Source organism: Pulveribacter suum, from assembly GCF_003013695.1.
Lineage (GTDB): Bacteria > Pseudomonadota > Gammaproteobacteria > Burkholderiales > Burkholderiaceae_C > Melaminivora > Melaminivora suum.
This window is the reverse complement of sequence record NZ_CP027792.1, coordinates 1,810,482-1,822,570: the sequence shown is the minus strand read 5'-3', so window position 1 is coordinate 1,822,570 and position 12,089 is coordinate 1,810,482. Positions and strand designations below refer to the sequence as shown.

The 12,089-nt window shown below is 69.3% G+C and carries 12 protein-coding genes; 4 read left to right on the top strand and 8 right to left on the bottom strand.

Translation table 11 applies throughout. The features are described from left to right. The first annotated feature begins 109 nt into the window (after positions 1–109). Complete coding sequence (locus C7H73_RS08460; protein WP_106846234.1) at positions 110–1,192, top strand: AI-2E family transporter; 1,083 nt, start codon at positions 110–112, stop codon at positions 1,190–1,192. A 77-nt stretch (positions 1,193–1,269) separates the two neighbouring features. Further along, positions 1,270–2,151 carry a universal stress protein gene (locus tag C7H73_RS08455; protein ID WP_106846233.1) on the top strand — a complete coding sequence of 294 codons (882 nt, stop codon included), beginning with the start codon at positions 1,270–1,272 and terminating at the stop codon, positions 2,149–2,151. A gap of 35 nt (positions 2,152–2,186) precedes the next feature. Here the strand turns inward: C7H73_RS08455 and otnI are convergent, their stop codons facing one another. From otnI to C7H73_RS08415, 8 genes are read right to left on the bottom strand one after another with little or no spacing between them, the layout of a single operon-like run. Then, positions 2,187–3,023 (bottom strand): 2-oxo-tetronate isomerase, encoded by an 837-nt coding sequence (gene otnI, locus C7H73_RS08450; RefSeq protein ID WP_106846232.1) that lies wholly within the window; start codon positions 3,021–3,023, stop codon positions 2,187–2,189. Positions 3,024–3,050: 27 nt separating this feature from the next. Further along, a complete protein-coding gene (locus C7H73_RS08445) occupies positions 3,051–4,700 on the bottom strand; it encodes an ABC transporter ATP-binding protein (RefSeq protein ID WP_106846231.1) in 1,650 nt (549 codons plus the stop codon). Next, the gene (locus tag C7H73_RS08440; RefSeq protein ID WP_106846230.1) at positions 4,697–5,749 is read right to left on the bottom strand and encodes an ABC transporter permease; all 1,053 of its coding nucleotides are present in this window, start codon (positions 5,747–5,749) and stop codon (positions 4,697–4,699) included. The genes C7H73_RS08445 and C7H73_RS08440 overlap by 4 nt, the downstream gene beginning before the upstream one ends. Continuing rightward, on the bottom strand, positions 5,739–6,155 hold the full coding sequence (gene hepT / locus C7H73_RS08435) for a type VII toxin-antitoxin system HepT family RNase toxin (RefSeq protein ID WP_106846229.1): 417 nt from the start codon (positions 6,153–6,155) through the stop codon (positions 5,739–5,741). Before hepT ends, C7H73_RS08440 begins: the two co-directional genes overlap by 11 nt. Further along, a complete protein-coding gene (mntA, locus tag C7H73_RS08430) occupies positions 6,145–6,549 on the bottom strand; it encodes a type VII toxin-antitoxin system MntA family adenylyltransferase antitoxin (protein ID WP_106846228.1) in 405 nt (134 codons plus the stop codon). The genes hepT and mntA overlap by 11 nt, the downstream gene beginning before the upstream one ends. 28 nt (positions 6,550–6,577) lie before the next feature. Continuing rightward, complete coding sequence (yejB, locus tag C7H73_RS08425; protein WP_106846227.1) at positions 6,578–7,615, bottom strand: microcin C ABC transporter permease YejB; 1,038 nt, start codon at positions 7,613–7,615, stop codon at positions 6,578–6,580. A 36-nt stretch (positions 7,616–7,651) separates the two neighbouring features. Further along, on the bottom strand, positions 7,652–8,113 hold the full coding sequence (locus tag C7H73_RS08420) for a methyltransferase family protein (RefSeq protein ID WP_106846226.1): 462 nt from the start codon (positions 8,111–8,113) through the stop codon (positions 7,652–7,654). A gap of 59 nt (positions 8,114–8,172) precedes the next feature. After that, positions 8,173–9,990 carry an extracellular solute-binding protein gene (locus C7H73_RS08415; protein WP_106846225.1) on the bottom strand — a complete coding sequence of 606 codons (1,818 nt, stop codon included), beginning with the start codon at positions 9,988–9,990 and terminating at the stop codon, positions 8,173–8,175. Positions 9,991–10,201: 211 nt separating this feature from the next. Here C7H73_RS08415 and fabI point away from each other — a divergent pair, with 211 nt between their 5' ends. Then, entirely contained in the window at positions 10,202–11,002 is an 801-nt protein-coding gene (gene fabI, locus C7H73_RS08410; RefSeq protein WP_106846224.1) for an enoyl-ACP reductase FabI, read from the top strand. Between the two features lie 217 nt (positions 11,003–11,219). After that, positions 11,220–12,002, top strand: coding sequence for a DNA ligase (locus C7H73_RS08405; protein ID WP_264371558.1), 783 nt, complete (start codon positions 11,220–11,222; stop codon positions 12,000–12,002). Positions 12,003–12,089: the final 87 nt, after the last annotated feature.

Genomic DNA, 12,089 nt, shown 5'->3' with positions numbered 1-12,089 from the left:
GGTGTGCGGGCGCTATTGTGCCACCGATGCCTCAGGCGCCCCGGCCCTGTCGCCGGTGCTTGCAGCTGTGCGGCTGGCTTACATTTGCCGTCTTGCACACGGGCCGCCCATGACCTCCACACCTCTACACAACCGGACACTGCTGTTCCTGCTGATCGCTGTCACGGCAGCCTTTGGCGCCATCCTGTGGCCGTTCGCGGGAGCGGTGTTCTGGGCAGTGGTGCTGGCCATCTTGTTTTATCCGCTGCATCGGCGGCTGCTGGCGCGCATGCCGCGCCGGCGCAACACGGCGGCGCTGCTGACGCTGTGCGTGTGCCTGCTGATCGTCGTCATCCCCACCGCGCTGATCGCCGCCTCGGTGGTGCAGGAAGCGGGCGCCACCTACACGCGGCTGCGCTCGGGCCAGGGCAACTTCGGCGAATACGTGGGCCGGGTGCTGGATGCCCTGCCGCCCTGGGCCGTGTCGCTGCTGGAACGCTTTCACCTCACCTCGCCTGCCGAGATCCAGGAGCGCCTGACCTCGCTGGGCGCCCAGGCCAGCCGCGCGCTGGCCACCCGGGTCGTCGATGTCGGCCAAAACACGCTGCAGTTCGTCGTGGCGCTGGGCGTCATGCTGTACCTGCTGTTCTTCCTGTTGCGCGACGGCGTGGCCCTGGTGGCGCGCCTGCGCGACGCCATTCCGCTGGACGCCATACACAAGCGCCGGCTGGCCGACAAGTTCACCACGGTGATCCGCGCCACCGTCAAGGGCAACCTGGTGGTGGCCGCCGTGCAGGGCGCGCTGGGCGGCCTGATCTTTTGGGTGCTGGGCATCGAAGGGCCGGTGATGTGGGGCGTGCTGATGGCCTTTTTGTCGCTGCTGCCCGCCGTGGGCGCCAGCCTCATCTGGGGCCCGGTGGCGATCTACTTCTTCGCCACCGGCGCCATGTGGCAGGCCGTGGTGCTCACCGCCTTCGGCGTGGGCGTGATCGGGCTGGTGGACAACGTGCTGCGACCGCTGCTGGTGGGCAAGGACACCAAGATGCCCGACTACGTGGTGCTGATCTCCACCCTGGGCGGCATGGCCCTGTTCGGCCTGACCGGCTTCGTCGTGGGCCCGGTCATCGCCGCGTTGTTCATGGCGACCTGGGACCTGTTCTCGCCCCCAGGCGCTGCGCCGCAGGACGCGCGCCACCCACCCGCCCAACCCTAGGCAGCCCTGCGGCTTGGCCGCGCCGCACACCGGTGCCACACTCGGGCCCATCGCTGCACGCAACCGCCGAGCCTGCCATGACCGACGTTACCGCCCCCCTGCCCGAGACCATCTACGCCTGCCTGGACGGGCTGGCCAGCACGCCCGCCGTGGTGGACGGCGCCGCCTGGGCAGCGCAGCGCCTGGGCGCGCCCCTGGCGCTGCTGCACGCGCTGCAGCAGCCCGAGCCCCTGCCGCCCGTGGGCGACTACAGCGGCGTGATCGGCATGGGCGCGCAGGACCTGCTGCTGCAGCGCCTGAACGCGCTGGACGAAGAGCGCACCCAGCTGGCGCAGGAGGCCGCGCGCCACATGCTGCAGCAGGCCCGGGCGCGCGTGCCCGAAGGGGGCGCGGTGCAGCTGCAGACCCTGCTGCGCCACGGCGAGCTGACCGACGTGCTGCTGGAGCACGAGGCCAGCGCCCGCCTGTTCGTGCTGGGCAGCAACCGCCCGGCCACCAGCGCGCGCAAGCTGCGCCTGGACCACCGCGTGGAAAGCGTGGTGCGCCAGGTGCGCCAGCCGGTGCTGGTGATGACGCGCCCCGAGTTCACCGCGCCGGGCCGCTTCGTGGTGGCCTACGACGGCAGCGCCACTGCCCACCGCGCCGTGCAGGCCGTGGCGCGCAGCCCGCTGCTGCGCGGCATGCCGGCCCTGCTGGTCATGGCCGGCGAGCCCACGGCCCAGGCGCGCCAGTGCCTGGACGAGGCGCAGGCGCTGCTGGCCGCGGCAGGCTTTCAGGCCGGCACGCAGATCGTGCCCGGCGCGCCGGAAGAAGCCATTCCCGCCCTGATGGAAGAGCGCAGCGACGCCCTGCTGGTGCTGGGCGCCTACGGGCACTCGCGCATCCGCCAGCTCATCGTGGGCAGCACCACCACGGCGCTGCTGCGCCTGTGCAGCGTGCCGGTGCTGGTGCTGCACTGACGCCGCCCGCTCCTTAAACCATAGCTGCTTGCGCTTTACTGGCGGGCGCTGGAGCCGTTTTTGACTTCAAGCCAGCGGCGCATCCACGCCAGCCCGCGCGTGGTGCCGCCGGCGCTGGCGTCGCGCGGGCGGTATTCGCAGCCCACCCAGCCGCCCCAGCCGCAACTGGCTGCCAGCTCGTCGATCACGCCAAACAGGTAGGGGCCGCTGAGCTCGCCCTGGTCGGGCTCGCCGCGCTCGGGCACGCCGGCGATCTGCAGGTGCCCGACGCGGCCCGTGGGCAGGTCGCGGCGCAGCGCCATGGCCACGTCGCCCTCCATGATCTGCAGGTGGTACAGGTCCAGCTGCACCTGCACGTTGGCCGCGGCGATCTCCTGCACCAGCGCATGCGCCTGGGCCTGGCGCTGCACGAAGTAGCCCGGCATGTCGCGCCCGTTGATGGGCTCGATCAGCAGGCGCACGCCCTGCGCGGCGGCCCGCTGCGCCGCCCAGCGCAGGCGCTGCACGTAGCACTCGTGCAGCGCCTCGCGTGCGGCGCCGGCCGGGGCGATGCCGGCCATGACATGCACCCGTTCGCAGCCCAGCTGGCGGGCGTATTGCAGCGCCAGCTCGATGCCGTGCTGAAACTCGGCCTCGCGCCCCGGCAGGCAGGCCAGGCCGCGCTCGCCCGCCGCCCAGTCGCCGGGCGGCGCATTGAACAGTACCTGGGTCAGCCCGTGCGCTGCCAACCGTTCGGCGATGGCCGGCGCCGGCCAGGCGTAGGGAAAGAGGTATTCAACGCCCGCGAAGCCATCGCGCGCAGCGGCGGCAAAGCGGTCCAGGAAGTCGTGCTCGGCGTAGAGCATGGACAGGTTGGCGGCAAAGCGGGGCATGCGGATCAGGCAGACAGGCGGGCGGGATCAGGCCGGCGCCAGCATGGCGGCCGCCACCAGGCGCTGGGTGTAGGGTTGGCGCGGCTGCTGCAGCACCTGCTGCACGCTGCCCGCCTCCACCACCTCGCCGTCCTTCATCACCAGCACCTCGTGCGCCATGGCGGCGACCACGGCCACGTCGTGGGTGATGAGCAGGTACGACAGCGCCCGCTCGCGCTGCAGCCGCTGCAGCAGCGCCAGCACCTGCTGCTGGATGGTCACGTCCAGCGCGCTGGTGGGCTCGTCCAGCACCAGCAGGCGCGGCTGCACGATGAGGGCGCGGGCGATGGCCAGGCGCTGGCGCTGGCCGCCGGAAAACTCGTGCGGGTAGCGGTCCAGCAGGCCGGGGAACTGCGCTTCGGTCAGGCCCACCTCGGCCAGCATGGCCTGCAAGCGCTCGCGCTGCTGCGCCGGCGCCAGCGCGCTCTCGTGCACGCGCAGGCCCTCTCCGACGATCTCGGCCACCGTCATGCGCGGCGAGAGCGACGAAAACGGGTCCTGGAACACCACCTGCACCTGGCGGCGCAGCTGCTGGTTGTGTGCGTTGTTGCGCTGCGCGGGCTGCTGCCAGGCCTGGCCTGCGACCTGCAGCTCGCCGCTGGCGGGCAGCAGGCCCAGCAGCGCCTGGGCCAGCGTGGACTTGCCCGAGCCGGATTCGCCCACCACGCCCAGAGTGCGCGCCTGCGGCAGGCGCAGGGCCACGTCGCTGACGGCGACGAACTCGCCCCTGCCAAACCAGCCGCGCACGCCCGGCAGCGGCACGGGGTAGGCCACGCGCAGGCCACGCGCCTGGGCCGCGAGCGGCTGGCCCGGCGCCTCGGGCGATTCCAGCACGTCGCGCTGCGGGGCGCTGTGGATCAGCCGGCGGGTGTAGTCGTGCTGCGGCGCGCCGAAGACCTGCGCCACGGCGCCCTGCTCCACCAGGTGGCCGCGCTCCATGACGGCCACGCGGTCGGCAAAGCGGCGCACCAGCTGCAGGTCGTGCGTGATGAGCAGCACGGCCATGCCGGTCTGGCGCTGCAGGTCGGACAGCAGCTCCAGGATCTGCCCGCGCAGCGTGACGTCCAGCGCCGTGGTGGGCTCGTCGGCCAGCAGCAGGCGCGGGCGGCTGGCCAGCGCCATGGCGATCATGGCGCGCTGGCGCTGTCCGCCCGAGAGCTGGTGCGGAAAGCTCTGCGCACGCCGCGCCGGCTCGGGAATGCCGGTCGATGCTAGCAATTCAATAGCTGCTTGCGCGCTCTGGGCGGGCGTCAGCGCCTGTTTCAGCCTCAAGACCTCGGCCACCTGCTCGCCCACGCCCATGAGCGGGTTGAGCGCCGTCATAGGCTCCTGGAAGATCATGGCGACGTCGCCGCCGCGCACGCCGCGCAGCTCGCGCTCCGGCAGCGCCAGCAGGTCGCCGCGGCCTTCCAGCAGCGCCTGCCCGCTGATCGACGCATCGCCCGCCAGGCGCAGCAGCGACAGCGCCGTCACCGTCTTGCCCGAGCCGGATTCGCCCACCAGCGCCAGCTTTTCTCCGGGCCGCACGTCGAAGCCGACGCCGTGCACCACTTCCTTGCCGGCAAAGGCCACGCGCAGATCGCGCACCTGCAGCAAGGGCGCCGGGCTGGGCGCAGAAGAAAGCGGGGTGACGTTCATTGTTTTCGCGGGTCCAGGGCATCGCGCAGCGCGTCGCCCATGAAGGTCAGCAGCAGCAAGGTGGTCACCAGCACGGCAAACGTGGACAGCGAAATCCACCACGCGTCGATGTTGTTCTTGCCCTGGCTCAGCAGCTCGCCCAGGCTGGGCGTGCCCGGCGGCACGCCCAGGCCCAGGAAGTCCAGCGAAGTGAGCGCCAGGATGGCCGCGCCCATGCGGAATGGCAAGAAAGTGACTACGGGCGTCATGCTGTTGGGCAGGATGTGGCGCCAGATGATCTGCCCGTTCTTCACGCCCAGCGCACGCGCCGCCTTCACGTAATCCAGCTGGCGGTTGCGCAGAAACTCGGCGCGCACGTAGTCCGACAGGCCCATCCAGCCGAACAGCGACAGCAGCGCCAGGAGCAGCGCAATGCTGGGCGCGAACACGGCGCTGAAGATGATGAGCAGGTACAGCTCGGGCATGGAGCCCCAGATCTCGATGAAGCGCTGGAAGGCCAGATCCGTCTTGCCGCCAAAAAAGCCCTGCACCGCCCCCGCCGCCACGCCCAGCACCACGCCCACCGCGGTGAGCGCCAGGCCGAACAGCACGCTGACGCGAAAGCCGTAGATCAGCTGCGCCAGCATGTCGCGCCCGCGGTCGTCCGTGCCCAGCCAGTTCTCGCGCGAGGGCGGCGAGGGGTTGGGCTCCTTGGAGAAGTAGTTCAGCGTGCCGGGGCCGTAGTGGTTGGGCGGATAAAGGGCCCAGTTGCCGCCCTGGGTGATGCGCTGGCGCACGAACGGGTCCAGGTAATCCGCCGGCGTGGCGAAGTCGCCGCCGAAGGTGGTTTCCGGGTAGTCCTTTGCCAGCGGAAAGTACCACTGCCCTTCGTAGCGCACGACCAGCGGCCGGTCGTTGCTGATCAGCTCGGCAGCGAGGCTCAGCAGCACCAGGGTGCAGAACAGCACCAGGCTCCACAGGCCCAGGCGGTTGCGCTTGAAACGCTGCCAGGCGCGACTGCGGGGCGATGCGCTCCTGCGCGACGGAGGATGCAGGGATTCAGCCGGCATCGCGTTGCAGCAGGGCGCTGCTGTAGTGCAGAAAGCCGTCCAGATGCGTCTCGATGATGGCCACCGTGATGGGCAGATGCAGCTTCTGGTAGTCGTGCACAGCGATGTTGCGAAAGCCCACCATGCGCTGCAACTCCTCGGCCAGCCCGCGTTCAATGGCGCCTGCCCGCGCCAGCAGCGCGAACACGTCGCGTGCACTCTGCGGCACGCCCAGGCGGTCGCGGCGCACCAGATGCTGGCCCATGTCCAGCGCAGCCTCGCAGGCGCGCTGGATGTTCAGAATGGCCGCGTCCTGGCGCGTAAAGTCGGTGGCAAAAGTCTCGGGATCTCGGAAGTACTCCTCGCGCGCCCGGCCCACGCAACGCTCGATGGTCGCAGCCTTGTTCAGCAGCACGTCATCGACCATAAATGCTCCCCCTCTCCCGAATGTCTGCGAGCAGCCCGGCACGGGCGCTGTCCAGCGCTGTTTTTTGGCTCAGGATCGCCGCCTCGTACAAGGCCGCTTGGCTGTCCCGCTCCCACCAGCGCTGGCCTGTGGTCACGACCTGGTATTGCATGACGGTGCTGGCCGCGCGCAGGTCGAGCAGGTCGACCGTCGTACCGGCGACCTCTGCAAGCGCCCCCGCCAACTCCCACAGGACGAGCACATCAGCGTAGCCCTCGACCAGTACGGCCATGTCCAGATCACTGTCCGGCCGTGCCGTTCTCTGCACACGGCTGCCAAAGGCGTAAACCGCCAGCAGGCCCGGCAAGCGCTCGCGCAACAGCGCGACCAGCTGCTCTCTGACCTGGTCATCCATAACTTCACTGGGCCTCACCGGCACGCCCTCAATCAAACTTCACGCGCGGGTCCACCCACACGTAGCACAGGTCGGAAATCAGCTTGGTCACCAGCCCGATCAGCGTGAACAGAAACAGCGTGCCCAGCACCACGGGGTAGTCGCGGCGGATCACGCTCTCATAGCTCAGCAGCCCCAGGCCGTCGAGCGAGAACAGCGTCTCGATCAGCAGCGAGCCGGCAAAAAAGGCGCCGATGAAGGCTGCCGGGAAGCCGGTGACGATGGGAATCAACGCGTTGCGGAACACGTGCTTGTAGAGCACCTGGCGCTCGCTCAAACCCTTGGCGCGCGCCGTGAGCACATATTGCTTGCGGATCTCTTCCAAAAAGGCGTTCTTCGTCAGCATGGCGGTGACCGCGAAGCTGCCGGCGACCATGGCGGTGACGGGCAGCGCGATGTGCCACAGGTAGTCCACGATGCGGGCGCCCCAGGAGAGTTCATCCCAGTTGGCCGATGTGAGCCCGCGCAGCGGAAACCACTGCAGCTGCCCGCCGAAGATGACCAGCAGCGCCACGCCCAGCACGAAGCCGGGGATCGCGTAGCCCACCAGGATGACCAGCGTGGTGAGAAAGTCGAAGCGCGAGCCCGCGCGCACCGCCTTGGTCACGCCCAGCGGCACGGCGACCAGGTAGCTGATGAAGAAAGTCCACAGCCCCAGGCTGATGGACACGGGCAGCTTTTCCTTGATGAGCTGCCACACGTCCTTGTTCTGAAAGAAGCTGCGCCCGAGGTCGAAGCGCGCGAACTGGCCCAGCATCTGAATGAAGCGCTCATGCGCCGGCTTGTCGAAGCCGTAGAGCGTTTTGATCTGCGCCAGGCGCTGCGGGTCCACCCCCTGCGCGCCGCGGTAGGCCATGCCGCCGCCCTCGCCTGCCCCGCCACCCGCGCCCATGCCGGCCTTGGCTTCGGCCAGGTATTGCTCCACCGGCCCGCCGGGCACGAACTGGATGACCACGAAGGTCAACAGCAGCACGCCCAGCAGCGTGGGCAGCATGAGCAGCAGGCGTTTGAGGATGTAGGCGAGCATGAAAGTGGGATCAGGCCGCGCGGCCCACGGGCATTGTCACAGCCAGCGGCGCACCTGCCGGCAATAGTCCTCGTACGGCGTGCCGAACTTCGCGCGCAGCGCCCGCTCTTCCGGCTGGATCTGAAAGCGGGTGATGAAAGCGACGAACACGACCAGCGCCAACAGCGACACAGGGTTGCCCAGCCACAGGCACAGCGCCCCCAGCAGCAGCGCCATGCCGACGTACATGGGGTTGCGCGTGAAGCGGTACGGCCCGCTCTGCACCACGGTGCGCGAGCGCCCGGGCGCCAGCGGGCTGGGCGTGGTGCGCTGGCGCTTGAACAGCAGCAATGCCCACATATCCAGCGCCGCCCCTGCAGCCAGGCACAGCACGGCCAGCGGCAGGCGCCAGCCGCCGTCCAGCCGCCACTCAGGTGCGGCAGCTGCCAGCGCCCAAGCCAGCGCGCCGCACAGGGCGCCGACCAGCGGCGGCGGAATCTTGTGTTCCAACGTTTTCATAGCAATAAGAATTTTTTAGTCAAATCAGGCTCCAGTCCGCTCGCAGCAAGCGCAGGCAGCTATGGTTTTTTCGACCACCACGTCTCCACGGCCCACATCTCGCCAGGCGAATAGGGCGGCACCACCTCAGGACGCGCCAGGCGCCAGTCGTTGTAGGCCATGCGGTGCGTGCCGGCGGACCACTGCGGGATCAGGTAGTGCTCGTGCGCAATGATGCGGTCCAGCGCGTGGCACGCGGGCAGCATCTGCTCGCGCGTCGTGGCCGAGACCATGGCAGCAATGGCCGCATCCACGGCCGGGTTCTTCACGCCGGGGAAGTTGCCCGAATCCTCCTGGTCGGCCGCCTGGCTGCCGAACAAGTCGGCGAACTCCTGCCCCGGATTGTTGGTGCCCTGGTAGGCGATGGTGGTGATGTCGAAGTCGAACTTCTGCAGCCGCTGCTGGTACAGCGCGAAGTCCACGGCGCGGAACTTCATCGTGACGCCCAGCTTTTCCAGGTTGCGCATCCACGAGGCGACGGTGCGCATGCCGGCTTCGTTGCTCTCCAGGTATTCCAAGACCAGCGGCGCCCCGGCCGCGTTGCGCAGCGCGCCGTCGCGGTACTCCCAGCCGGCGTCTTTCAGCAGCGCCTGGGCGCGGCGCAGGTTATCCCGCAGCGTGGTGGCGCCTTCAGTGCGGGGCGGCTCGGCCATGGGGCCGAAGACGCTGGCCGGCAGCTGCGCGCGATAGGGCGCAAGCAATGCCAGCTCCTCGGGCGTCGGCTCGCCGTGCGTTTCGCACAGGGTGTTGCCGAACAGGCCGCGCACGCGCTGGTAGGCGCCGTAGAACAGGCGCCGGCTCATCCACTCGAAGTCGAACGCCAGGCCCAGCGCCTCGCGCACGCGGCGGTCCTCAAGCTGCGGGCGGCGGGTGTTGAGCACGAAGCTCTGAAAGCCCAGCGGCAGCTTGTTGGCGAATTCGCCCTTGACCAGCTCGCCCGAGTCGAACTTCTTGCCGTTCACGCGCCGCGCCCAGTCGCCGGCGCTGAAAAAACGCATCAGGTCGAACTCGCCGGCCTTCAAAGCCTCGAGCCGCGCCGTACTGTCCCTGTAGATCTTGACCAGGATGCGGTCGAAGTTGGCCATGCCGCGGCGCACCGGCAGCTCGCGCGCCCAGTACTGCGCATCGCGCACGTAGGTGATGTCCTTGCCGAAGTTCACCGGGCCGATGCGGTACGGCCCACTGCCGATGGGGATGTCCATCACCACCTGGTCGAACGGCTTGGGCTGGCCCTGCGCGTCCACGCCCCAGTCGCGGCTGAACACCGGCAGGCCGCCGACGGTCAGCGGCAGCTCGCGATTGGGCTTGGCGAAGCGGTAGCGCACGGTGCGCTCGTCCAGCACGTCCACGCCGGCCACGTCAACCAGCATGGTCTTGTAGCCGGGCGAGGTGAAGGGGCCCATCAGCGTGTCGAAGCTGTGCTTCACATCTGCCGCCAGCACCGGCTTGCCGTTGTGAAAGCGCGCCTCGCGGCGCAGGCGGAAGGTGGCCGACAGGCCGTCCGGCGCCACGCTCACGTCCTCGGCCAGCAGGCCGTAGCCGGTGGCAGTCTCGTCCATGGAGCCGGCGAGCAGCGTGTCGAACATTAGCTGCGACAGGTAGGCCGGCGCGTTGCCGCGGATGGTGAAGGGGTTGTACTTGTCGAAGGTCGAGACGCGCAGGTTGCTCACCAGGCGCAGCTCGCCGCCCTTGGGAGCGCCGGGGTTCACGTAGGGCAGGTGCGTGAAGTCCGCCGGCAGCTGCGGGTCGCCCCACAGGGCGTAGGCGTGCGCGCCCCAAGCGGCGGGCGCGGCCAGCAGAGCGCAGGTCAGCACGGAACAGGTCAGCCAATACCGCATGCGACAATTCTGCATCACCTCAGAACGTGTTCACGAGCTCCGCGCGGGTGTGCAGTCGCGGCCTCGGGCGGTCTGCTTCGAACGCAACTCCTCGCGACAGCACAGGCTGTCGCTGCGGTTTGCGCCTCGCAGCCCCTCCCGATCCGCATCCCGCACCCCTTTCGCGCGGAGCGCGTGAACACGTTCAACACCAATTTTGGAGAGAACAACAATGGGTTTCCTCGCCGGCAAGAAGCTGCTCGTCACGGGCGTTTTGTCCAACCGTTCCATCGCCTACGGCATCGCCCGCGCCTGCCACCAGCAAGGGGCCGAGCTGGCCTTCAGCTACGTGGGCGAGCGCTTCCATGGCCGCATCACCGAGTTTGCCGCCGAGTTCGGCTCCGAGCTGGTCTTTGACTGCGACGTGGCCGAGGACGGGCAGATCGAACGCATGATGGCCGGCCTGCACGAGGCCTGGGGCCAGTTCGACGGCTTCGTGCACAGCATCGGCTTTGCGCCGCGCGAGGCGATCGCCGGCAACTTCCTCGATGGCCTGTCGCGCGAGGCTTTCCGCATCGCGCACGACATCAGCGCCTACAGCTTCCCGGCCATGGCCCGCGCCGCCCTGCCCCACCTGAACGACAAGTCCGCGCTGCTGACGCTGTCGTACCTGGGCGCGCTGCGCTCCATCCCCAACTACAACACCATGGGCCTGGCCAAGGCATCGCTGGAGGCATCCGTGCGCTACCTGGCCGAAGCCGTGGGCCGCACCCAGGACGGCCGTGCCATCCGCGTGAACGGCATCTCCGCCGGCCCCATCAAGACGCTGGCCGCCAGCGGCATCAAGGACTTCGGCAAGCTGCTGGGCCGCGTGGCCGACGCGTCGCCGCTGCGGCGCAACGTGACCATCGAGGACGTGGGCAACGTCGCCGCGTTCTTGCTGTCGGATCTGGCCAGCGGCGTGACTGCCGAGATCACCTATGTGGACGGCGGCTTCAGCCAGACCGCCGGGCTGTCGGCCGACCAGGTCTGAGCGTCGTGCAGATGCGGCGATGTTTCTTCTGATGCACGCGCCGCCCGCCACCCCGCAGCCCGCTTTCGGCGGTTGCGGGGTTTTTTATGGTCTTTCCCGCCGCAAGCGCCCGACCATATTGCGCTGGCAGCTATCGTTTTTGATAGTGCTGACGCTGTGCTGCACCGGGCTTCTTTATCCTCTTCGCGCTGCCGCGCAGCCGCCTGAGAGCTCCGCCGTGTCGCTCGCGCAGAGCTACCGGGGCGGCATCGACCTGTCCGCCTACTGGGTCAGCGAGAAATACGACGGCGTGCGCGCGCTGTGGGACGGACGCCAACTGCGCTCGCGCCAGGGCCTGCCGATGCGCGCGCCGGCCTGGTTCACGGCCGGCTGGCCCGCCACGCCCATGGACGGCGAGCTGTGGGCCGGGCGCGGGCAGTTCGCCGCCGTGCAGTCAGCCGTGGCGCAGGACGTGCCCACGCAGGCACAGTGGCGCGTACTGCGCTACATGGTGTTCGACCTGCCCGCGCACGGTGGCCCGTTCGACGCCCGCCTGCCCGCGCTGCAGGCGCACGTGGCCGGCCTGGGCCAGCCCTGGGTGCAGGCCGTGCCCCAGTGGCGCGTGGCCAACCATGCCGCGCTGATGGCGCAGCTGCGCACGCACGAGCGCGCCGGCGCCGAAGGGCTGATGCTGCTACGCGGCGACGCACTGCACCAGAGCGGGCGCAGCGGCGACCTGCTCAAGGTGAAGTCCTGGGAGGACGCGGAAGGCGTGGTCGTCGCCCACCTGCCCGGCCAGGGCAAGTACGCGGGCCTGACGGGCGCGCTGCTGGTGCAGCTGCCGGACGGCCGCCGTCTGCGCCTGGGCAGCGGCCTGAGCGATGCGCTGCGCCGCACGCCCCCGCCCGTGGGCAGCACGGTGACCTACCGCTACAACGGCACGCACGGCGTGGGCGGCCTGCCGCGTTTTGCGCGCTTTTGGCGCGTGCGGGCAGACTCCCCGCCCGCCATGGAAAAATAAAGGTCAAATCGGGCTCCAGCGCTTATGCAGCAAGCGCCAGCAGCTATCAATAGCGCAGCAAAAAGCCGCCTGTGGACAGCGCTCCAG

Bases quoted from the DNA above. Each gene is read 5' to 3' on its own strand.
- mntA (WP_106846228.1), bottom strand. From the start codon at position 6,549: ATGGATGACCAGGTCAGAGAGCAGCTGGTCGCGCTGTTGCGCGAGCGC.
- hepT (WP_106846229.1), bottom strand. From the start codon at position 6,155: ATGGTCGATGACGTGCTGCTGAACAAGGCTGCGACCATCGAGCGTTGC.
- C7H73_RS08460 (WP_106846234.1), top strand. From the start codon at position 110: ATGACCTCCACACCTCTACACAACCGGACACTGCTGTTCCTGCTGATC.
- C7H73_RS08440 (WP_106846230.1), bottom strand. From the start codon at position 5,749: ATGCCGGCTGAATCCCTGCATCCTCCGTCGCGCAGGAGCGCATCGCCC.
- otnI (WP_106846232.1), bottom strand. From the start codon at position 3,023: ATGCCCCGCTTTGCCGCCAACCTGTCCATGCTCTACGCCGAGCACGAC.
- C7H73_RS08420 (WP_106846226.1), bottom strand. From the start codon at position 8,113: ATGAAAACGTTGGAACACAAGATTCCGCCGCCGCTGGTCGGCGCCCTG.
- C7H73_RS08455 (WP_106846233.1), top strand. From the start codon at position 1,270: ATGACCGACGTTACCGCCCCCCTGCCCGAGACCATCTACGCCTGCCTG.
- C7H73_RS08415 (WP_106846225.1), bottom strand. From the start codon at position 9,990: ATGCGGTATTGGCTGACCTGTTCCGTGCTGACCTGCGCTCTGCTGGCC.
- C7H73_RS08445 (WP_106846231.1), bottom strand. From the start codon at position 4,700: ATGAACGTCACCCCGCTTTCTTCTGCGCCCAGCCCGGCGCCCTTGCTG.
- yejB (WP_106846227.1), bottom strand. From the start codon at position 7,615: ATGCTCGCCTACATCCTCAAACGCCTGCTGCTCATGCTGCCCACGCTG.
- fabI (WP_106846224.1), top strand. From the start codon at position 10,202: ATGGGTTTCCTCGCCGGCAAGAAGCTGCTCGTCACGGGCGTTTTGTCC.